The 21,025-nt window shown below is 70.6% G+C and carries 20 protein-coding genes; 6 read left to right on the forward strand and 14 right to left on the reverse strand.

The genetic code is table 11. The features are described from left to right. Positions 1 to 8: 8 nt before the first annotated feature. The 5 genes from NE857_RS24100 to deoC all read right to left on the reverse strand — a co-directional run bounded on the left by NE857_RS24100 (position 9) and on the right by deoC (position 4,772). On the reverse strand, positions 9 to 665 hold the full coding sequence (locus NE857_RS24100; RefSeq protein ID WP_254417773.1) for a GNAT family N-acetyltransferase: 657 nt from the start codon (positions 663 to 665) through the stop codon (positions 9 to 11). Continuing rightward, positions 662 to 1,327 carry a GNAT family N-acetyltransferase gene (locus NE857_RS24105; protein WP_254417774.1) on the reverse strand — a complete coding sequence of 222 codons (666 nt, stop codon included), beginning with the start codon at positions 1,325 to 1,327 and terminating at the stop codon, positions 662 to 664. Before NE857_RS24105 ends, NE857_RS24100 begins: the two co-directional genes overlap by 4 nt. A 66-nt stretch (positions 1,328 to 1,393) precedes the next feature. Next, a complete protein-coding gene (locus tag NE857_RS24110) occupies positions 1,394 to 2,398 on the reverse strand; it encodes an aldehyde dehydrogenase family protein (RefSeq protein ID WP_254417775.1) in 1,005 nt (334 codons plus the stop codon). Beyond that, on the reverse strand, positions 2,391 to 3,821 hold the full coding sequence (locus NE857_RS24115) for an aldehyde dehydrogenase family protein (protein WP_254417776.1): 1,431 nt from the start codon (positions 3,819 to 3,821) through the stop codon (positions 2,391 to 2,393). The genes NE857_RS24110 and NE857_RS24115 overlap by 8 nt, the downstream gene beginning before the upstream one ends. 3 nt (positions 3,822 to 3,824) lie before the next feature. Further along, positions 3,825 to 4,772 (reverse strand): deoxyribose-phosphate aldolase, encoded by a 948-nt coding sequence (deoC, locus tag NE857_RS24120; RefSeq protein ID WP_254417777.1) that lies wholly within the window; start codon positions 4,770 to 4,772, stop codon positions 3,825 to 3,827. 358 nt (positions 4,773 to 5,130) lie between these two features. Here deoC and NE857_RS24125 point away from each other — a divergent pair, with 358 nt between their 5' ends. Both NE857_RS24125 and NE857_RS24130 read left to right on the forward strand, forming a co-directional pair. Then, on the forward strand, positions 5,131 to 5,817 hold the full coding sequence (locus tag NE857_RS24125) for a hypothetical protein (RefSeq protein WP_254417778.1): 687 nt from the start codon (positions 5,131 to 5,133) through the stop codon (positions 5,815 to 5,817). A 251-nt stretch (positions 5,818 to 6,068) separates the two neighbouring features. Further along, positions 6,069 to 6,233 carry a hypothetical protein gene (locus tag NE857_RS24130; protein WP_254417779.1) on the forward strand — a complete coding sequence of 55 codons (165 nt, stop codon included), beginning with the start codon at positions 6,069 to 6,071 and terminating at the stop codon, positions 6,231 to 6,233. Here NE857_RS24130 and NE857_RS24135 read toward each other — a convergent pair. The 6 genes from NE857_RS24135 to NE857_RS24160 all read right to left on the reverse strand — a co-directional run bounded on the left by NE857_RS24135 (position 6,230) and on the right by NE857_RS24160 (position 13,319). Then, positions 6,230 to 7,510 carry a heparan-alpha-glucosaminide N-acetyltransferase domain-containing protein gene (locus tag NE857_RS24135; protein ID WP_254417780.1) on the reverse strand — a complete coding sequence of 427 codons (1,281 nt, stop codon included), beginning with the start codon at positions 7,508 to 7,510 and terminating at the stop codon, positions 6,230 to 6,232. The two genes, NE857_RS24130 and NE857_RS24135, sit on opposite strands and share 4 nt — an antisense overlap. Positions 7,511 to 7,666: 156 nt before the next feature. Continuing rightward, positions 7,667 to 9,667 carry an acetoacetate--CoA ligase gene (locus tag NE857_RS24140; protein WP_254417781.1) on the reverse strand — a complete coding sequence of 667 codons (2,001 nt, stop codon included), beginning with the start codon at positions 9,665 to 9,667 and terminating at the stop codon, positions 7,667 to 7,669. A 246-nt stretch (positions 9,668 to 9,913) separates the two neighbouring features. Further along, entirely contained in the window at positions 9,914 to 10,591 is a 678-nt protein-coding gene (locus tag NE857_RS24145) for an HAD family hydrolase (RefSeq protein ID WP_254417782.1), read from the reverse strand. Between the two features lie 133 nt (positions 10,592 to 10,724). Next, positions 10,725 to 11,429 carry a DUF4126 domain-containing protein gene (locus tag NE857_RS24150; RefSeq protein ID WP_254417783.1) on the reverse strand — a complete coding sequence of 235 codons (705 nt, stop codon included), beginning with the start codon at positions 11,427 to 11,429 and terminating at the stop codon, positions 10,725 to 10,727. Between the two features lie 125 nt (positions 11,430 to 11,554). Then, on the reverse strand, positions 11,555 to 11,800 hold the full coding sequence (locus NE857_RS24155; RefSeq protein WP_017581553.1) for a DUF2630 family protein: 246 nt from the start codon (positions 11,798 to 11,800) through the stop codon (positions 11,555 to 11,557). A gap of 61 nt (positions 11,801 to 11,861) precedes the next feature. Further along, positions 11,862 to 13,319 (reverse strand): LPXTG cell wall anchor domain-containing protein, encoded by a 1,458-nt coding sequence (locus NE857_RS24160; RefSeq protein ID WP_254417784.1) that lies wholly within the window; start codon positions 13,317 to 13,319, stop codon positions 11,862 to 11,864. 350 nt (positions 13,320 to 13,669) lie between these two features. Between NE857_RS24160 and NE857_RS24165 the strand changes: the two genes are divergently transcribed. Together NE857_RS24165 and NE857_RS24170 are read left to right on the forward strand one after the other, a co-directional pair. After that, positions 13,670 to 13,960 carry a metal-sensitive transcriptional regulator gene (locus NE857_RS24165; protein ID WP_017581550.1) on the forward strand — a complete coding sequence of 97 codons (291 nt, stop codon included), beginning with the start codon at positions 13,670 to 13,672 and terminating at the stop codon, positions 13,958 to 13,960. Between the two features lie 128 nt (positions 13,961 to 14,088). Beyond that, entirely contained in the window at positions 14,089 to 14,823 is a 735-nt protein-coding gene (locus NE857_RS24170) for a metal-sensitive transcriptional repressor family protein (protein WP_254417785.1), read from the forward strand. On the opposite strand, the gene NE857_RS24175 is transcribed toward NE857_RS24170, so the two are convergent. Continuing rightward, complete coding sequence (locus NE857_RS24175; RefSeq protein WP_254417786.1) at positions 14,808 to 16,184, reverse strand: NAD(P)/FAD-dependent oxidoreductase; 1,377 nt, start codon at positions 16,182 to 16,184, stop codon at positions 14,808 to 14,810. The two genes, NE857_RS24170 and NE857_RS24175, sit on opposite strands and share 16 nt — an antisense overlap. A gap of 303 nt (positions 16,185 to 16,487) precedes the next feature. Here NE857_RS24175 and NE857_RS24180 point away from each other — a divergent pair, with 303 nt between their 5' ends. Beyond that, positions 16,488 to 16,955 carry a hypothetical protein gene (locus NE857_RS24180; RefSeq protein WP_254417787.1) on the forward strand — a complete coding sequence of 156 codons (468 nt, stop codon included), beginning with the start codon at positions 16,488 to 16,490 and terminating at the stop codon, positions 16,953 to 16,955. A 90-nt stretch (positions 16,956 to 17,045) separates the two neighbouring features. Here the strand turns inward: NE857_RS24180 and NE857_RS24185 are convergent, their stop codons facing one another. Together NE857_RS24185 and NE857_RS24190 are read right to left on the reverse strand one after the other, a co-directional pair. Further along, a complete protein-coding gene (locus NE857_RS24185; protein WP_254417788.1) occupies positions 17,046 to 18,512 on the reverse strand; it encodes a catalase in 1,467 nt (488 codons plus the stop codon). Positions 18,513 to 18,614: 102 nt separating this feature from the next. Then, on the reverse strand, positions 18,615 to 19,262 hold the full coding sequence (locus NE857_RS24190; RefSeq protein WP_254417789.1) for an SACE_7040 family transcriptional regulator: 648 nt from the start codon (positions 19,260 to 19,262) through the stop codon (positions 18,615 to 18,617). A gap of 148 nt (positions 19,263 to 19,410) precedes the next feature. Between NE857_RS24190 and NE857_RS24195 the strand changes: the two genes are divergently transcribed. Further along, positions 19,411 to 21,021, forward strand: a complete 1,611-nt coding sequence (locus tag NE857_RS24195; RefSeq protein WP_254422079.1) for a carboxyl transferase domain-containing protein — start codon at positions 19,411 to 19,413, stop codon at positions 21,019 to 21,021. The last annotated feature ends 4 nt before the right edge of the window (positions 21,022 to 21,025 follow it).

Genomic DNA, 21,025 nt, shown 5'->3' on the forward strand with positions numbered 1-21,025 from the left:
TTCTCCGTTCATAGGTACCGCGTGCGCGGTTCGGGGTGGATTGCGGGTTCCGGGGTTGTGTGGGCCCGGGTTCTGGCAGGCGGGCTGAGGGGGCGCGCCATCACGTCCTGGGGGCCCGCACCGCCGGGGACGACCTTGCCGGTGAAGTCGAATCCCGCGGCCCGGTAGGCGCGCTGCGCCGACTGGTTGGCCTGGTTGACGCACAACACGATCCGTTCGGCGTGCGGTGCGACCTCGGCGACCAGCCGGTCCAGCAGGGGCGCGGAGCACGAGGCCCGACCGACCCCCCGGCCCTGCCATTGTGGCGTGACGTAGTAGGCGCGCATCAGTACGGCGCGCTCCGGCGCGTCGACCAGTTCCGAGCCGATCACCCGGTCCAGGACCCCGAACCCCGCGCAGGCGGCCCGCGCCGAGTCCGGGCCGGTCAGCGCGCCGTCCAGGGCCACGATCGCGTACGGGACGCGTTCGGGGTCCTGGTCGGCGTCGGGCAGGGTACGCACGGGCAGCCCGGTGAAGCGCAGCTGCTCGGGCGGGAGGTCGTGCTCGAGCACGGCCTCGCGCAGCAGGGCGGACTCGGCGGACCCGGTGTCCAGCCGGACCAGGCGCACCTGGGTGGTGTCCCAGCGCCCGGCCGCCCTCTTGCGTGAACCCCGCCAACGCGTCATCGGGGCTCCGGGAGCTGGGGGACGGGGTGGTAGCCGGTCTGCACCGGCCGGGAGAGCACACTCTGCATGCCGTGTTCGCCCGCGTCGTAGCGGCGCCCGGTGGGCGTGAACCCGGCGGCGCTGTACGTACGTTCCCCCAGCTCGTTTCCGTCGTTGAGGCACAGCACGATCTGGGTGGCCCGCGGAGCCACGGCGGCGACGAACAGGTCGAGCAGCGGGGCGGCGCAGGCGGCCCGGCCGATCCCCCGACCCTGGTGTTCGAGGGCGATATAGAAGGCCCGCAGCTGTACGGCATCGGCCGGATCGTCGACCAGATCGCGCAGCTGGCCGACCCGGTCGATGATGCCGAAGCCCACACAGGCGTCCAGGACAGCACTCCGCTCTGTCAGGGTCCCGGAGTTGAGGACGATCGCGTACGGAAAGCGTTCCGGGTCCTCGTCGGCGCGCGGCAGGGTGTGCACCGCCTCGTCGACGAAGCGGCGCTGGTCGGGGGCCACCCGTTGGCGGGGCAGGACCTCGCGCAGCAGGGCCACCTCGGGGGTGGTGCGGTCCAGGCGGACCAGGCGCAGTCCGGGGACCCGCTGGGGTTCGGGCACCTCGACCTGCGGGACGAAAGGTTCGGGAGTGCTGGTTTCGGCCTGCTCGGGGGTGTTCGCTGACACCGTTCCTCCACTCGGCTGTCGGACCGGGCCCGCCCCGGAAAGTGGGGACGGGCCGGGCCGCCAGTCTTACACCCCGACCGGGTGCCAGACCGTCTTGGTCTCCAGGAAGGGCGTCAGCCTGGAGGTTCCGGGGTCGGTGTCGAGCCAGGCGTCCTCGCCGCCGTCGGCCTCGGCTCCGGGGCGCAGCACCCGGGTGAGGGTGGTCGCCGCGTCCCGCTCGAACTCCACCGCCGAGTCCCCGGCCCCGGTCAGGTCCAGGGCGTTGACGTCGGCGTGCGAGGCCAGGTGCGGGCCGATCTCCGCGGCCTTGCCGGTGAGCAGGTTGACCACACCGCCGGGCAGGTCGGAGGTGGCGAGCACCTCGGCCAGCTCGATCGCGGTCAGCGGCGCCGTCTCGGAGGTGACCACCACGGCGGTGTTGCCGGTGGCGATGACCGGGGCGAGCACCGAGGTCAGCCCGAGCAGCGGGGCGTCCTGCGGTGCGAACACCGCGACCACCCCGGTGGGTTCGGGTGCGGAGTGGTTGTAGAACGGCCCGGAGACCGGGTTGGCCCCGCCCAGGACCTGGGCGAACTTGTCGGTCCACCCCGCGTAGTACACCCAGCGGTCCACGGCCGCGGACACGATCCGGTCGGCCTCGGCCGCGGACAGCCCCCGGGCGTCCACGAGCCGGGCGGCGAACTGGGCGCGGCGCCCCTCCATGACCTCGGCGACCCGGTACAGGATCTGGCCGCGGTTGTAGGCGGTGCGCCCGGACCAGCCGCCGAAGGCCTTGCGGGCCGCGCCGACGGCGTCGCGCGCGTCCTTGCGGGAGGCCAGCGAGGCGTTGGCCAGGTGGGTGCCGTCCGCTGAGGTCACGGGGTAACTCCTGCCCGACTCCGAACGCGGGAAGGCCCCGCCGAGGTAGAGCTTGTAGGTCTTCTTCACGGCCAGGCGCGCCGGAACGGCAGCCGACTCAGCCGGCCGGGCAGCCGTCTCGGCAGCCTTCCCGGTCTCAGCCGACCTGGCGGCCTTGGCCTTGGCGCCGCCCTTGGCAGCGCCCTTCTTCTTGTTCTCGCGCCGCTCAGCCAAGGTAGGCCTCCAAACCGTGTCGCCCGCCCTCGCGGCCGTATCCCGACTCCTTGTAGCCGCCGAAGGGGCTGGTCGGGTCGAACTTGTTGAACGTGTTGGACCAGATCACACCGGCGCGCAGGCGCTCGGCGGTCCACAGCATGCGGGAGCCCTTCTCCGTCCACACCCCCGCGGACAGTCCGTAGGGGGTGTTGTTGGCCTTGGTCACGGCCTCCTCCGGGGTGCGGAAGGTCAGCACCGACAGCACGGGGCCGAAGATCTCCTCGCGCGCCACCCGGTGCGCCTGGCTGACGCCGGTGAGCACGGTGGGCGCGAACCAGTAGCCGCGCTCGGGCAGGTCGCAGGCGGGCGACCAGCGCTCGACGTTCTCCTCGTCGGCGGTGGCGGTGAGCTCGCGGACCCGCTCCAGCTGGGCGGCGGAGTTGATCGCGCCGATGTCGGTGTTCTTGTCCAGCGGATCGCCCAGGCGCAGCTTCTCGATCCGCGCCTTGAGCCGGGGCAGGAACTCCTCGGCGACGGACTCCTGGACCAGCAGGCGCGAACCGGCGCAGCACACATGGCCCTGGTTGAAGAAGATGCCGGAGACCACGCCCTCCACGGCCTGGTCCAGGGCGGCGTCGTCGTAGACGATGTTGGCGCCCTTGCCGCCCAGCTCCAGGGTGAGGCGCTTGTCGGTCCCGGCCACGGCGCGGGCGATCTGGCGGCCGACCTCGGTGGAACCGGTGAAGGCGACCTTGTCGGTGCCCGGGTGCTCGACCAGGGCCCGGCCGGTCTCCCCCGCGCCGGTCAGGATGTTGACCACACCCGGGGGCAGCTCCGCCTCCTGACAGATCTGCGCGAAGACCAGAGCGGTCAGCGGGGTGGTCTCGGCGGGCTTGAGCACCACGGTGTTGCCGGTGGCCAGGGCCGGGGCGATCTTCCACGCGAGCATGAGCAGCGGGAAGTTCCACGGGATGACCTGGGCGGCCACACCGAGCGGCTTCGGGTCGGGGCCCAGCCCGGCGTGGGCGAGCTTGTCGGCCCAGCCGGCGTAGTAGAAGAAGTGCGCGGCGACCAGCGGGAGGTCGACGTCGCGGGTCTCCTTGATGGGCTTGCCGTTGTCCATCGACTCCAGGACGGCCAGCTCGCGCGAGCGCTCCTGGATGATCCGGGCGATGCGGAACAGGTACTTGCCGCGCTCGGCACCGCTCATGCGGCTCCACACGGTTTCGTAGGCGCGGCGGGCTGCGGCGACGGCGCGGTCGACGTCGGCCCGGTCGGCCACGGCCACCTGGGCGAGCTTCTCCTCGTCGGCCGGGTTGAGCGAGGTGAGGTACTCACCGCTCTGCGCCGGGGCGAACTCGCCGTCGATGAACAGGTCGTAGGTCTCGCGCAGGCTGACGACGGAGCGGGACTCCGGTGCGGGCGCGTACTCGAAGATCACGGCTCAGTCCTGCGTGTAGTAGTCGGGGCCCGGGTAGGTGCCGGTGGACAGCCTGGTGCGCTGCATGAGCAGGTCGTTCAGCAGGCTGGAGGCGCCGATCCGGAACAGGTCCGGGGTCAGCCACTCCGGCCCGGCGGTCTCGTTGACCAGCACCAGGTTGCGGATGGCGTCCTTGGTGGTGCGGATACCGCCCGCGGGCTTGACGCCGATCCGGCGGCCGGTGGCGGCGAAGTGGTCGCGCACGGCCTCCAACATGATCAGCGTGACCGGCAGCGTCGCGGCCGGGGCGACCTTGCCGGTGGAGGTCTTGATGAAGTCACCGCCCGCGCGCATCGCCAGGTGGGAGGCGCGGCGCACGTTGTCGTAGGTGACCAGTTCACCGGTCTCCAGGATGACCTTCAGGTGGGCGTCACCGCAGGCCTCCTTGACCGCGACGATCTCCTCGTGGACCTTCAGGTAGTCGCCGGACAGGAAGGCGCCGCGGTCGATCACCATGTCGATCTCGCTCGCACCGTCGGCGACCGCCTGCCGGGTGTCGGCCAGCTTGACCTCCAGGGGCGCGCGCCCGGCGGGGAAGGCGGTGGCCACCGAGGCCACGCCGATCCCGGTGCCGCGCAGCGCCTCGACGGCGGTGGCGACCATGTCCGGGTAGACGCACACGGCGCCCACGTGCGGCACGGTGCGGTCGGTCGGATCGGGCAGGGCGGCCTTGGCGCACAGGGACCGGACCTTGCCGGGTGTGTCGGCGCCCTCGAGGGTGGTCAGGTCCACCATGGAGATGGCCAGGTCGATGGCCTTCGCCTTGGCGGTGGTCTTGATCGACCGGGTGGACAGGTCCTGGGCACGGGCGCGGGCGCCGACCTCGTCGACCCCCGGAAGGCCGTGCAGATAGGCCCGGAGCGCGTGGTTGGTCGTCGCCTCGGGCGCGAATGCGGTGTGGGGCACGGGCACCTACAGCTCGTCGGTTCAACTGGGGCCGCGCGCTGCTGCCAGCGCAAACGGCGTGTCCTCGCTCGACGCGGGGTGGGTGTCCCCCGCTGTCAGGCAGTCACCATAACCCCGGGCCGGGTCGCCGTCAGGCCCCCTCGGGTTCGCATCCGCCAAGGTTGGAGGAGACTCCAAGAGCGAACCACTTCTCATATCGTCCTTTCCTCCAACTTCGCTCAAGAAATGCCCAAAAAACGTGGTTTTGACTGCGAACTACGGGACTCCGACCTCACGTGCGGTCTAGACCGGACCACTCCCTTCGGCCCTTCAGCGGAGCCTGTCACCCCGGCAGCTCGTCCGGCCCCTGTCCTACCCTGGAGCCATGGCGGAATTCCGGATCAGTAGTGACGACAGCCAGGTCGACCTGCGCAGACTGGCCACGGCCTTGGCCGAGTCGCAGGGGTGGGCGCGCGAGGAGGTGGACATCTGGGACAACCGCCGGGGCGAGGTGATCGTGACGATCAACGACGCCCTGCTGCGCAGGCCCGAGGCGGACCCGCTGCACCGCCCCCGGCACACCCCGCACGCGGTGCACGACGCCTGTGAGCTGCTCCGCCGGGAGGACGCCTCACTGCGGGGGGTGGACTTCCCCTATCTCAAGGCCGAGAGTGCCCGGTTCTTCTCCGCCGGGTGGACCCTGGCCGACCTCCAGCACGCCCTGGCGCACCGGCCGGACGGGGTGGACTGGGACCGGGGGCCCGAGTACCGGGGCACCCGCTGGTTCGCCCACCGGCTGGCGGCCTGGAAGACCCCGGACGGCGACATCCGGCCCTCGCAGTCGCAGGAGTCGGCGCAGCTGCGGGTGATCAGCAAGGCCGGGCTGCCCATGGACATCGGCCTGCCCGAGGACACCGAGCCGTCGGCGCGCCCGGTGGCCAGCCCGGCGGTGGCGCGGTCGGCCGCCGACGACGCCCGCCGCCTCATCCGGCAGAACACGCGCACCACCACGGACACCCTGGCGCACCAGGACCGCACCTCGGCGCACATCAAACGCCCCGACAGCCCCTGAACCACTCGCCCCGCACCCCGGGCCCCGCCTCCGGCGCCCTCGGGACCCGCCCCGGAGAACGACACGCCCCCACCTCCGTTACCCCCGAGGGTGACTCGGCCCCAGTCCCACCGGGTCACCAACCCGGCCGCGCAGCGGGTCGGCGACCTCATGCGGCTCATCGGCAGGACCGGGCAGAAGGACCTCGACCCCCTGGGAGGGAGTTCGGGCTGTACGACTTCGATCAGGGCCCTGCTGGCCGGCTACCTGGCGTGTCCCCCGAGGTCGTCGAACCGCTGGGGCTCCGGGTGACCGAGGACGTCATCACCTACCGTTCCCGGGTGGAGGTGGACGGCGCCGTCAACGACAGCCACGGGACCTTCGTACTGCGCGACGGGCTGATCTGGCGCCAGACCACGGCTTTCTCCCCGGTCTAGCGTCCGGGGGCGCCGGGCCGGTGCGGGGGGTCGCCCCGGTCGGCCCGGCGCTCCTCCACCATGTTGACGGCATTGTCGGCGAACACGCCCAGGGCGATCTCGAACGGTCCCCGGCCCACGGCCCAGCGCCACAGGCAGGCGAAGACGAACGAGCCCAGAATGAACATCTCCAGGTACCAGGGGCCGCCCGCGGCGTTCTGCGGGTGCAGGGCCACGATCACCGCCAGGACCAGGATGTGCCCGGAGTAAACGGTCAGCGGCATCCGGCCCACGGAGGTCAGCGGGTACATCAGGCGCGGCAGCCGCTCGGCGAGCAGCATGCACACGACCAGTACGACCAGCGCCTGGCCGACCGCCTCGAAGATCTCGAAGGTGGTGCCGGTGTGCGGGGTGTTCACCGCCAGCCACCACCAGGAGTCCGTGGGCACCTGCCCGCTGATGCTGTGCGCGGCGTCGGTCGCGGCGTACCGCGCCTCCTCGGCCGTCCCGGGGTCGACCGAGCTCAGCGAGCCGCCGTTGAGGATGTGCGCCTCGGTCAGCCGGTCCCATCCGCCCAGCGGGTTGAGCAGGACCCAGGACCCCAGGTAGCCGGTGGCCGCCATGAGCACGCCGGCGGCCGCCATCCGGATCCGCACGGCGGTGGCGGTCAGGTCGGTCCGCCCCACCGCCATACCGGCGATGACGAACGCCATGAAGGTGATCGCCGGGTAGTAGCCGGTCAGGAAGAACTCGGTGAAGGAGGTGAGCGCGGCCGTGCGCAGCCCCTCCGGGAACAGGTCCTGGCGCAGCAGGAACGACACGACCGGTCCCAGCAGGGTGAGGATCCCGGCAGCCGTCCACAGCAGGGCGGCGCGCGCTCGGAGCAGCGGGAGCGCCAGCACGAAGAAACCGGCGTAGTAGGTGAGGATGATCGCGACCGGGACAGCGAAGGCGTCCAAGACGAAACCGAGCAGCCCGATCAGCAGCGCGCGGGCCAGGACGCGCACACCGGCCCGGCGCAGGGAGTCCCCCTCGACCGGCCGGGTCCGGCCGGTCATCAGGGCCAGGGACACCCCGGCGAGGAAGGCGAACAGGGCGGAGGAGTTGCCGCGCACGAGGCTGTGCAGCTCCCAGCCCTGCTCTTCCGGCAGCAGCCCGAAGGAGACCACTCCGAGGTGTACGGCGAACATCCCGAACACCGCCAGCGCCCGAGCGGCGTCGATGCCGTCGATACGTCGTTTGGCTGGAGGCCGGGCGTCGGGGGCCGCGCCGGTGTCCTCTGACTGATTCTGTGCCACATCCGCCAGGCTATGCCGCGTTCGCGCGGGTATCCAAAGTCCTGACGCTCCCCTGACGGTCACACCCGGCCACACCCGAAGACGCCCGGGGCCCCGGGGCGGCTGCCCCGGGGCCCCTCAGCTGCGGGTGAACCGCGAGCGGGGTCGTGCCCGGACTCAGTCGTCGGCGGCCAGGTCGCTGAAGAAGTCCAGTGCCTCCGGGTTGGCCAGGGAGTCACGGCTGGCGACCTTCTCCGGGCTCTCTCCCATCAGGATGCGCTTGACCGGAACCTCCAGCACCTTGCCCGACAGGGTGCGCGGCACGGACCTGATGACGCGCACCCGGTCCGGGACGTGGCGGGGCGAGCAGTCGGTGCGGATCCGGCGGGCGATCTCCTTGGGCAGGTCGCCTTCCAGGTCCGCGCCCTCGCGCAGCACCGTGAAGAGTTCGATCTTCGAGGAGCCGTCCTGCTGGGGAACGTCCACGACCAGGGCGTCCACCACCTCCTCCAGGGCCAGGACGGCGCGGTAGATCTCGCTGGTGCCCATGCGCACGCCGCCGCGGTTGATGGTGGAGTCAGAGCGGCCGTAGATGATCGCGGTGCCGCGCTCGGTGATCTCGATCCAGTCGCCGTGCCGCCAGATGCCGGGGTATACGGCGAAGTAGCTGTCCTTGAGCCGCTCCCCGTCGGTGTCGCCCCACAGGAAGACCGGCATGGACGGCGCGGGCTCGGTGACCACGAGCTCGCCGACCTCACCGATGAGCTCGTTGCCGTCGGGGTCCCAGGAGGCCACGGCCATGCCCAGGCCGCGCGACTGGATCTCGCCCTCGTGGACGGGCAGGGTGGGGGTACCGCCGACCAGGCAGCTGCAGATGTCGGTGCCGCCGCTGGTGGAGAACAGCCACAGGTCGTCGCCGAACTCCTCGTACACCCAGGAGAAGGCTTCGGGGCTGAGCGGGGAGCCGGTGGAGCCGATCGCCTTGAGCGCGGACAGGTCGCGGCCCTGGCGCGGGTGCACGCCCTCCTTCATGCAGGAGGACAGGTAGCCGGCGCTGGTCCCGAAGACCGTCACCCCGGCCTCGGCGGCCAGGTCCCACAGGGCACCCAGGTCGGGAGACGCCGGGCTGCCGTCGTACAGGATGATGGAGGCCTTGGTCAGCAGCACGCTGACCAGGAAGTTCCACATCATCCAGCCGGTGGTGGTGAACCAGAAGACCCGGTCGTGCGCCTGGGCGTCCAGGTGCAGGTTCAGGTTCTTGAGCTGCTCGAGGAGGATGCCGCCGTGGCCCTGGACGATCGCCTTGGGCAGGCCGGTGGTTCCCGAGGAGTAGAGCACCCACAGGGGGTGGTCGAAGGGGACCGGGGTGAAGGTGAGGTCGGCGCCCGCGCCGCGCCCGGTGAGCTCGGCCCAGGGCAGGCTCCCCTCGAGGGTGGCACCGGGGGTGAGGTAGTCGAGCAGGACCGTGTACTCGACGGTGGGTAGCGCGGCGCGCAGCTCCTCCACCACCGGGCGGCGGTCGAAGTCCTTGCCGCCGTAGCGGTAGCCGTCCACGGCCAGCAGGACCTTGGGTTCGATCTGGGCGAAGCGGTCGATCACGCTGCGCACCCCGAAGTCGGGCGAGCAGGAGGACCAGATCGCGCCGAGGGAGGCCACGGCGTAGAACGCGGCGGCGGTCTCGGGGAGGTTGGGCAGGTACGCGGCGACCCGGTCGCCCTCGCCCACCCCGAGCTCCCGCAGGCCCGCGGCGATCGCGGCGGTGCGCTCGCGCAGGTCGCCCCAGGTCCAGGAATCGAGCGCACGGAGCTCGGTGGCGTGCCGGATGGCCACCTCGTCGGCGGCACGCCCTTCGAAGACGTGCTCGGCGTAGTTGAGGGTGGCGCCGGGGAACCACTGGGCGCCCGGCATGCTCCGGTCGGCCAGGACCCGCTCGTAGGGGGTCTTGGAGTTGACCCCGTAGAACTCCCAGATCGACGCCCAGAAGCCGTCGACGTCCGTCACCGACCAGCGCCACAGGGCGTCGTAGTCAAAGTCCGCGGCGGCGGTGGATCCGCTCTCACCGAAGGCCTTGACCCCCTTCTCCTGTGCGGCCCATCGGGCGAACGCGACGATGTTGGACGACTCGATCCGGTCCTCGTCGGGCTCCCAGAGCACACGGGGCACGCTGCTCTCCGTCATTGCAGGCCTTCCCAATAGCGCGGCTGTGTGTTGCTGTGAGACCCATCTAACAACACCCCATGATCGGGGACACGGCCCGGCCCGGCCTAACGGATACCCGCGACAGCGGCGAAGTACGCAGGTCATGGCGGGGGCCACCGAAACGTGGAACGCCCACCCCCGAGGAGGATTCGAAGGGTGGGCGGGCCACGTTGACCGCGACGGGGAGTCAGGTTCCGTGCGACCCCCAGGGCAAAGATCCGACCATCAGACGAGCTGGCGGACGGCGGCGACCGCGTCCAGCGGGGTGTCCACGACCAGGGCGCCGGTGGCCTCCAGGCGCTCGCGGGCCATCAGGCCGCTGGCGACCAGGATCGGCTGGGCCCCGGCCTCGCGGGCGGCGCGGGCGTCGTCGTCGATGTCGCCGATGAGCACCACCTTCGACGGGTCCAGCTCCTGGTGCTCCAGGTGGTGGACCAGGTGCTCGGCCTTGGAGTCGTGCTCGGTCTCGAACTTGCGGCCGTCCACCCGCGTGAAGTGCGGGGCCAGCCCGCGCTCGGTGATGAGGGGCACCAGGTGCCCGTGCGAGGCCATGGACAGCAGGGACTGGGTACCGCCCGCGCTGGCCCACTCGTGGAGGACGTCGGGCACACCCGAGGCCAGCTCGCAGGTGTGCAGCTGCTCCAGGTAGCTGGAGTCGTAGATCTTCTCGGCACGCTCCCACTCGTCCTCGGCGAAGCTCCGGCCGAGGAGCTCCTCGTAGCAGGGAATGAGGGGGCGGCGGAAGACGGAGCGCCAGTAGTCCATCTCGACCGGCGCGCGGCCGAACTGGGCACAGACCGCGTTGACCGCGGCGAGGTTCGCGTGGTTGTCGTCCAGGAGGGTGCCGTTCCAGTCCCAGACGATGTGGTGGGTGTTGGTTTTCAGGGAAGTCATCTCAGCCATTGGGAGAACTTTACGACCAGAGGGACCGCCTCCGATATGCGTTTTCCACCACCACGTGGGGGTTTGCCCTGGCCAGGCGCTGCTCTGGCGGTGGGGCCGGCTCCAGCGGCCAGGGCAGGTCCGCCGGAAGCCCCTACTGGTACCGGCCGTCCCAGGGGCCGCCCTGGTCCGGCCCCTGGGTGGCCCCAGGGCCCTGGGCCGCTCGGCCGACCGCGCGCTGAGCCCGCTTCTGAGCGCGCTTTTCAGCGCGGACCTTACGGCCCTTGCGGATCGCCCACACCCCGAGGATGAGCATCAGCGGGAACACGATCACGATCAGCAGGGGCAGCAGCACGGCCAGGAGCGCCACGAAGAAGCTGGCGACGTCCTCCAGGAGGGAGACCACGGGCGCGCCGAGACCGAAGGTGAGGACGTTGACCACCGGCCGGGCGATCGCCTTGGCCAGATGGAAGAACAGAGCGATCGTCGCCCCCGCGATCACCGCTCCCCAGGCGACACCGCCCGCGACGGCCGACATCCCGGAGGCCTCACCGGTGATCTCGGTGAGCGTGAAGGCGGAGGCCCCGGCACCGAAGGTGATACCGCCCGAGGTGGGCCGGATGAAGGTCTGCAGCACGTCGTTGATGGTGTCGACGGCGGGCACCTTGTCGGCCACGAACTCCACGACGAGCAGCACCCCGAGGACGATCAGGGTGACGGGGTGCTCCAGCCACATCCAGGTCGGGCTCAGCGGGAGGAAGTCGGTGTAACGGGCGAGCAGGCCGAGAACGAGGAGGGGTATGTAGGCGTTCAGCCCGGCGGCCGAGGCCAGGCCGATGCCGGTGAGGGAGGCGAACATGCGGTTCCTTCGTGCGCGCCGGACAGGGGGCCGAACAGGACCGGGTGCCGGGCCGAGGGCACGGACCGGCACCGGTCACCTGTCGTAGATGCTCGTGGATGGCGGGTGGTTTCGCCTACACGCCTCTATTGGCGGTAATTCTCGACCTCGGAGACGGGTCGGACCTCGGCCTCGTCCGGATCCTGACCGAACTCGCGGCGGGCCCGGCGCTGACGGAGGAGGTCCCAGCACTGGTCGAGTGACTCCTCGACCTCCTTCATCCGGCCGCGCTCCTTCGGGTCCAGCCCTCCCGGGGTGGAGCGGAGCGTGTGCTCCTCGTCCATCAGACCGCGGATGGTCGTCATGATGTCCTGCTCGTCGCTGTCGCTCATACCGCCATGGTCAGCACGGCCCGGGACCGGAGCAAGGGCTCCGGTCCCGGGATTGCCCGGTCTAGACGGAACGTTTGCGCGAGACCACGAACGCGAGGACCGCGGCGCCGACGGCCATCAGGCCGCCGATCACCAGGGCTGTGACACTGGCGCCGGTCACCGGCAGCCTGGGCTTGTCGGCCGGAGTCTCGGGCTTGGGCGGAACGGGGTCGGTGGGGTAGGCGGGCGGGTCAGACGGACTCGGCGACACCGTGGGCGACGGTGACGGACTCGGACTCGGCGACTCGGTCGGACTCGGGCTCGGAGATTCGGTGGGCGACGGAGAAGGGGTCGGATCCGGCGACGGGCTGGGCGGCTCGGTCGGGCTGGGGCTCGGAGTCGGATCCGGACTGGGTGACTCCGTCGGCGACGGACTCGGCGACTCGGTCGGGCTGGGACTCGGAGTCGGTGTCGGGCTCGGAGTCGGGCTCGGTGTGGGAGTAGGTGACGGCGTCGGGCTCGGTGTGGGAGTAGGTGACGGCGTCGGGCTCGGTGTGGGAGTAGGTGACGGCGTCGGGCTGGGCGTGGGAGAAGGGGTCGGATCCGGCGACGGACTCGGACTCGGGCTGGGGCTCGGGGTCGGGCTGGGGCTCGGAGATTCGGTGGGCGACGGAGACGGGGTCGGATCCGGCGACGGACTCGGAGTAGGGCTCGGGCTCGGGCTCGGGCTCGGGGTCGGGGTCGGGGTCGGGCTGGGCGAGGGCTGGAGCGGGTGGCAGTCGGCGCGGACGTCGCCCAGGGTCATGTCGAACAGGGTCACCGGGGCGCCGACCGGGTTGCCTTCGGCGTCCTGCCCCTGCACCACGGCGGTGTAGTCGGTGCGCGCGTGACCGATGTAGGGGTCGTCGATCTCGTAGACGTGCGTGATGGTCACGGTGACGTGCGCGTTGGTGATCCCGTCCCCGTAGTCCCCCGGAAAGTCGAGCTCCGTGACGGCGGTTCCGGGGGCGTTGGGCAAAGGCGCGTCCACCAAGCGCCCCATGAACATGGGCGCGGTGGTGGAATCCTGGATGATGACCCCCGCGGGTGGGGCGCACTGCACCCGGTTGTTCCAGGTGGAGACGGTGAAGACGCGGTACTGGCCGTCGGGCTGTTGCGCCCCCTGGGTGATGAGGGAGGCCGCCCCGCCAGCGGTGGGGGGAGGCACGTCCAGATTGGTGAAGGCGCCGTTGGCGTTGGTCATCGCCGACTCCGGCCCGCTGACCACGTTGACCTCGGCGGTACCGGTCGCGGAGGTGAGGTTGTCGGAGATGTCGGAGCCGGGACCGGTGTTGATGTCCCACTGCTCGTTGCCGTCGCCGCTCACCTCCAGCTCCGTGAGAGTGCCGGAGACCGCGCCGTCACCGTAGACCGTGGGGTCCAGGACGAGCTGACCCCAGGTGCTGGACGCGTAGGGTGTGGCCGGTTGGGCGATCGCATCGCGGGCGCTGAAGGTCGCACCGGCCGCGATGGCCCCCGAGGCGAGCAGAACCGAGGCCACCAGGGCCACCCCCACCCGCCTGACCGATGTGGACCGTACTTCCACTGTTCGTGCCGCCACCACTGCCCCCACTCAAAGTAATTATGCAGCTACTCTGAGCAATAGTATGTTTTTTCGGCCACCCTCCCCCGGAGACACGGCCGCCCCCTGGGCCGCACCGACGGGACACCCAGCCCTCGCGGACCCTAGAACCCCTCCCGTCTGGGAAACTTCTCGTACGGCCAGGTTGGTGACAAATGGTTCCCCCGACGGCGGCCGGGAGGGCGGAATAGACCGCGAAGCTCCTCACTTGAATACCTTGAGGGGGTATTGTTATGGCAGCTGAGCAGGAACAACACGGAAACGGTGGCATGGCGGCGAACCACGGTTACAGCAACGACAAGCAGAGCCACATCAACCGGCTCCGTCGGATCGAGGGACAGATCCGCGGCCTTCAGCGGATGGTCGAGGACGACCAGTACTGCATCGACATCCTCACCCAGACCTCCGCGGTCAACAAGGCCCTGCGCTCCTTCGCGCTTTCCATGCTCGACGAGCACCTCAAACACTGCGTGGCACACGCCGTCGCCAACGGCGGCGACGAGGCCGACGAGAAGGTCCGCGAGGCCTCGGACGCGATCGCCCGCCTGGTCCGTTCCTGACCGTTCCCACCACCGGCCCCGCCGGCACCGTCCCTCGGCGCCGTTCTCTCCCCCGCACCTCCACGAGCCCTCGGCCGGACCCGGCCAACCCGCGCCGAGGGCCGAGCACCAGGGTTAACGTACCGGTCATGTCCCCCGATCTTCCGCCTGTCGCCGAAGCGCCCGAAGACGGCGCCGCGGAGAACAGCCGCGCCCGCACGCTGGAGCGTCGGCTGGCCCTGCCGGTGCTGATCTGCGCGGTGGTCTCCGTCCCCGCTGTCTTCCTCGGCATGTGGGGGGACGGCTGGTGGGCCGAGTTCGGGCACCGGGTCAACTGGCTGGCCGGGCTGGTCCTGTGGGTGGAGTGGATCCTGCTCATCGCGCTGGCCGAGAACAAGCTGGGCTGGCTGCGTACCCACAAGTGGAGCACATTCGTGGCGGCGGTGACCCTGCCCGCGGTCTTCTTCGCGCTCGGCCCGACCCAGGTGCTGCGGCTCCTCCGGGTCGCCGGGACCCTGCGGCTCCTGCGCGTCACCCGCATCATCGAGGCCGGCGGGGTCCTGCGCCGCCGGATGGGCATGACCGGCAGAGGAGGAACGGTGGTGGCCGTGGCCACCACCGTCCTGTCCGCGGTCTTCGTCACGGCGGTCCTCGCCGACCCGACCTCCACCAGCCGCCGGTACGCCGAGTCCCTGTTGGAGAGCGTCGGGGGCTGGCCGGTCGCCCTGGCCGCCGCACTCCTCTCGGTCGCCATCGCCGTGGTGATCGTCCACCGCTGGCGCCGGGCCCGCGCCCTGCTCCGCGGGTCCGGCCCCGGGCCCAAGACTTCTCCCGAGCCCGGATCCGAGTTCGACCCCCAGGCTCCGCCTCAGTCCTCGCCGTAACGCTCGCGCTCGTTGTCGAGCAGTCGGGCGCCCTCCGAACGGGAGGCCGTCTCATCCAGGTACTGAACGCTCTCGTTGGCCACGAACGACGAGGGGCGGCCCTCGTCGGCGAACCCCATCCGGGAGACCTCTCCCCCGGTGAAGGCGCGGATGCTCCAGTTGGCGGCGATGCGCGCCCGCGCGGTCGGGGACGGCACCGAAATCAGGTGGTAGCCGCGAGTGGCCGCCAGCGCAGGCAGCCCGCTCAGGTCGAACTGCAGGACCCTGGCCAGTGCGTCCTTGCCGCTCAGGTCCACCACCAGGCCCATGTCCTTGTGCTTGAACTCCCGCAGCGGTCGGCCCAGAACCGAGTTGACCACGTTCTGCGCGACGGTGGCGGCCTGCCTGGTGGCGTACTGGGCCGTGGGCGGGCAGTAGGCGCTCTCGGCGTGCGAGAGGTTGGGCACCGCCGCGGCGTCGCCGATCGCGAACACGTCGGGCTGCCCGGGCACCGCCAGGTCCGCGCCGACCTCCAGGCGGCCGCGCTGCGTCGGTTTGCCGAGGGTCTCCATCAGCGGGCTGGGCGTGACCCCGGCGGTCCAGATGAGGGTGCGGCAGGGCAGTGCGCGCCCGTCGGTGAGGACCACCTTGTCCGCGGTCACCTCCCGCACGGTCACCTTGAGCTTGACCTCGATGCCGAGGTTGCGGAGCAGGTCGAGGGCCTTACGGCCGAGCCGGTCGCCGAGTTCGGGCAGCACCTTGGGCGCGATGTCCACCAGGTGCCAGCGGATGACCGAGCGCAACTCGGGATAGCGCCGGGCAGCCTCCTCGCACAGGCGCATCAGCGAGGCCGCGGTCTCCACACCGGTGTAACCGCCGCCGACCACGATGAACCGGCAGCGCTCCTCGCGTTCGACCGGGTCCCTGGAGTCGTTGGCCAGCTCCAGCTGGGCGAGCACGTGGTCACGCAGCAGGACCGCTTCGGCCAGTGTCTTGGCGCCGTAGGCGTGCTGGGTCAGCCCGGGGATGTCGAACTCCCTGGTGAGCGCGCCGGGCGCCAGGACGAGCCGGTCGTACTTGCAGGGCAGGAGCTCCCCGGTGGGCCTGCGCACCACCACCGTGCGGTCCCGGGTGTCCACCCCGATCGCGTGCCCGGGGACCAGCCGGGTCTTGCGGGTGAGCCGGTGCACCGACATGGCCACCGACTGCGGGGTGAGCAGCCCCGAGGCCACCTGGGGCAGCAGCGGGCTGTAGAGCATGTAGTCGTGCGGCGCGACGAGCGCGATGTCAGCCGCACCGTTGGGGATGCGTCGTTCCAGATGGCGCAGGGTGTGCAGGCCACCGAAACCCGCACCGACCACCACGATCCGAGGCCGAGACATGTGTTCACCGCTCCTTCTTCGTATCGGGGGGCGGGACGTCCTTCGCGGCTGTGGGCCGTCGGATGCGGGCGTACCCACTTCACCGCTGCCGAATGTACGGCTGCGGGGTTCGGTTCGACGGGTTCCCACGCGAGTCGTTCCCGGGTCTTTGTCGGCCGTTGGCTCCCCTCCGCAAAGGCATACGGGGTCTTCACCGGGACAACACCCGCTATTGGTTTCATGGAGTCGAGACTGAGTGACTGTATGTGGTCATGCACAAACAGAAAGTGCTGGCCCGTGTCTCAGAGAGGGGCAAGAACGCGTATGCGTGCGTTCACCAGGATCGCCACCACGGCCGTACTGGCCACAGGACTGACCGTGTTCGGCGTGGGAGCGGCCTTCGCCGACCCGCCGGACGAGGTCACCGACACCGTGGACGAGGTCACCGAAGTCACCGATGACGTGACCGGAGAGCTCGAGGGCCTCTCACCCGAGGCGGAGGCCCTGCTCGAGGACCCGCAGGTCCAGGAGATCCTGGCCAACGAGGACGCCGTCGAGCTGCTCAGCGATCCCGACGCCCTGGCAGCGCTCCAGGCGCTGCTGGAACTCGAGGACCCGCTGGGCGCCCTCCAGGCGCTCGACCTGCCGGTCTCCACCGACGACGTGACCGGGGAACTCCCGGTCGACACCGGCGATGTCACCGGGGACCTGCCGGTCGAGGACGTCGACACCGGCGATGTCACCCAGCCGGTGGAGGACGTCGTGGGCGGTCTCGGCCTCGGCCTCCGGTAGGGGGCGGGCCGGGATGGTTCCCGGTAAGCGGTGAGGGGCGGGTGGTCGCGACCACCCGCCCCAGCCGTGTACGCCTCCCGGCCTTGCGGATCAGCCTCCGTTGAGGCCCTGGGAGACACGGGAACCGATCTCGCTGTCGATGTCGGTCCAGTACTTGACCGCACGTGAGCGCACGCCGTCGTCGGTGACGGCGGAGATGTGACCGACCACGTTGCGCACGAGCCGGTCGCGGGCCGCGTCGTCCATGACGTCGCGGATCAGTGCGCGGGGCTGGACGAAGTCATCGTCGTCACGGTGCTGGGTGTAGGCCTCGCGCACCAGTTCGGCCGCCTCCACCTGCCAGGTCGCCTGCTCCACGCCCTCCTGGCGGCCCGCGTCGGGACCGCCGAAGGAGTTGGGGTGGTAGACCGCCGCGGTGTCGGGTGCGAACTGACGCATGTGCCCGTCCTTGGCGTAGGAGCGCACCCGCACGTGCGGCCGGTTCGGCGGCAGCTCGGTGTAGTTGACCCCGATCCGGTAGCGGTGGGTGTCGGGGTAGGAGAACAGGCGGCCCAGCAGCATCTTGTCCGGCGAGGGGCCGATGCCCGGCACCAGGTTCGAGGGCTCGAACGCGGCCTGCTCGATGTGGATGAAGTGGTTCCCCGGGTTCTCGTTGAGCGTCATCCGCCCGACCTCGATCAGCGGGTAGTCGCCCTTGGGCCACACCTTCGTCAGGTCGAACGGGTTGAACCGGTAGTCCGCGGCCTCGTCGATCGGCATGATCTGCATGCTCAGCGTCCACGAGGGGTGGTCGCCGCGCTCGATCGCCTCGAACAGGTCGCGGCGGTGGTGGTCGGCGTCCTCACCGGCGATCCGGTCCGACTCCTCCTGGGTGAGGAAGTCGTTGCCCTGGTCGGTCCGGAAGTGGTACTTGACCCAGAAGCGCTGCCCCTTGGCGTTGATCCACTGGTAGGTGTGCGAGCTGAACCCGTCCATGTTGCGCCAGGTCCTCGGGATGCCCCGGTCGCCCATGAGCCAGGTGACCTGGTGCGCGGACTCCGGCGAGAGGGACCAGTAGTCCCATTGCATGGTGTTGTCGCGCAGGCCGGTGCGCGGGTCTCGCTTCTGGGACCGGATGAAGTCCTGGAACTTCTGCGGGTCCTTCATGAAGAAGACCGGCGTGTTGTTGCCGACCATGTCGTAGTTGCCCTGCTGCGTGTAGAACTTCAAAGCGAAGCCGCGCGGGTCGCGCCAGGTGTCCGGACTGCCCATCTCCCCCGCCACCGTGGAGAACCGGGCCAGCATCGGGGTCTCACGCCCGGGCTGGAAGAGGTCCGCACAGGTGTACTGGCTGACGTCGTTGGTCACCCGGAAGGTGCCGTAGGCTCCGCTGCCCTTGGCGTGCACCACCCGCTCGGGCACCCGTTCCCGGTTGAACTGCGCCATCTTCTCGATGAGGTAGGCGTCATGCAGGACGACGGGCCCGTCCCGGCCCACGCTCAGGGACTGCTCGTCGCTGGGTGCCGGGATTCCTGCGTTGGTGGTGGTGCCCTGGGATTCTGGCCGGTAGTCGACCATGAAGGATCTCCCCTTAGAGGTAGACGCGCGCGTCCCGGATGTCGGGTCCGGGACTCGTGCGCTGTCTACCCGTGGGGAGCTAAAGGCACGTTCAACGCAGCCTTATCTCGCGGTTGGCACGGGGTCGCCGGCGAGCAGTGCGGCCGAGCCCATCCTCAGGAGCAGTTCGGCCATCTCGTCACGGGAGAGCGCTCTGCGACTGTGCGGGGTGGAGTTGAGCAGTCCGAACGCGGCGTGCACCGAGGCCCGCAGGGTGGCGTGCGAGTCCCGGGGGCGCAGTTCGGCCAGGACGTTGACCCACTCCTCGACGTAGCCGCGCTGGAGACGGCGGACCCGGCGGCGGTCCTGGTCGGTGAGGTTGCCCAGTTCGCGGTCGTGCACGGTGATCAGGTCGGGTTCGTCCAGGGAGAACTCGATGTGCCCGCGCAGCAGCGCCTCGAGAGCCGCCTCCGGCCCGTCCGCCCCGGCGACGAGCTCGCGCCCGCGCCGGGCGAGGCGTTCGCTGATGTCCACCAGGACCTCGCCGAGCAGCGCCTCCTTACCGGGGAAGTGCCGGTACAGGGCGGGCCCGGTGGTACCCACGGCCCGGCCGAGGTCGTCGATGGTCACGCCCCGGTACCCGTGCGCGGCGAAGAGCCGGGCGGCCGCCCCCAGGATCGCCGTCCGCCGCTCACCCGTGGGCCGCTGGCTCGTCGGTCTCTGACCCGAGGACCGCTCGTCCGTGGCCCTGCCGCTCGGTCTTGTCCCCATCCGCACACCTTCCGCCGCCTTGCCGCAGAGCGCTCTCCGTGACCCGCGCCACCCCGGCTCTGGACACCCATGTTAGTAGTTACTAACATCACTCTTGTTAGTGAGCATTAACATCCCTCCACGAGAGGACACCATGAGCAGGGCACCTGTGCTCGGATCGGCGGTCGACACCGCCGGTCCCGCGTTCGCCGCCAACGACGCCGCGAACCGCGCGCTCGCGCTGGAGCTGCGGGAGCGGATCGCGACCGCGGCCCTCGGCGGGCCCGAGAAGACCCGGGCGCGCCACGTCGAACGCGGCAAGCTCCTCCCCCGCGACCGCGTCGATCTCCTCCTCGACCCCGGTTCTCCGTTCCTGGAGATCGCCCCGCTGGCCGCCTACGGCCTTTACGGCAAGGACGGCCAGGACGCCCCCGGAGCCGGGATGATCGCCGGCATCGGCCGCGTGGCCGGACGGCCGACGGTCGTGGTCGCCAACGACGCCACCGTCAAGGGCGGCAGCTACTACCCGATGACGGTCAAGAAGCACCTGCGCGCCCAGGAGGTGGCGCTGCACAACCGCCTCCCCTGCGTGTACCTGGCCGACTCCGGCGGCGCGTTCCTGCCCATGCAGGACGACGTGTTCCCCGACCGTGAGCACTTCGGCCGCATCTTCTACAACCAGGCCACCATGTCGCGGGCGGGCATCCCGCAGATCGCCGCGGTTCTGGGTTCGTGCACCGCGGGCGGCGCGTACGTCCCGGCGATGAGCGACGAAGCCGTGATCGTCCGCGAGCAGGGCACGATCTTCCTGGGCGGTCCGCCCCTGGTGAAGGCCGCCACCGGCGAGGTGGTCACCGCCGAGGAACTGGGCGGCGGCGACCTGCACTCCAGGGTCTCCGGGGTCACCGACCACCTGGCCGACGACGACGCCGACGCCCTGACCAAGGTGCGCCAGATCGCCGACACCCTCGGCCCGCTGGCCCCCCCGGCCTGGGAGACGCGTGAGCCGCGCCCGCCCGAGCTCGATCCCGAAGAGCTGTACGGGGTGGTCCCCGCCGACACCCGCACCCCCTACGACGTGCGCGAGGTCATCGGCCGGATCGTCGACGGCAGCGAGTTCACCGAGTTCAAGTCCGAGTACGGCACCACCCTGGTCACCGGGTTCGCGCGCGTCCAAGGCCACCCGGTGGGGATCATCGCCAACAACGGCATCCTGTTCGCCGAGTCCGCGCTCAAGGGCGCGCACTTCATCGAACTCTGCGACCGCCGCTCCGTCCCGCTGGTGTTCCTGCAGAACATCTCCGGGTTCATGGTCGGCCGCGACTACGAGGCGGGCGGTATCGCCAAGCACGGCGCGAAGATGGTCACCGCCGTGGCCTGCGCGCGCGTACCCAAGTTCACCGTGGTGATCGGCGGGTCCTTCGGCGCGGGCAACTACTCGATGTGCGGCCGCGCGTACTCACCCCGCTTCCTGTGGATGTGGCCCAACGCCCGCATCTCCGTGATGGGCGGAGAACAGGCCGCCTCGGTGCTGTCCACCGTGCGCCGCGACCAGAAGGAGATCCGCGGCGAGGAGTGGTCGGCCGAGGACGAGGAGGCCTTCAAGGCGCCCATCCGCGACCAGTACGAGGAACAGGGCAGCCCGTACTACTCCACCGCCCGCCTGTGGGACGACGGCGTCATCGACCCCGCCGACACCCGCGACGTGCTCGCCATGGCCCTGTCCGCCGCCCGCCACGCGCCCCTTGAGCCGGTCGGCTACGGCGTCTTCCGGATGTGAGGAA

It is taken from the genome of Nocardiopsis exhalans (assembly GCF_024134545.1).
GTDB classification, from domain to species: Bacteria; Actinomycetota; Actinomycetes; order Streptosporangiales; family Streptosporangiaceae; genus Nocardiopsis; species Nocardiopsis exhalans.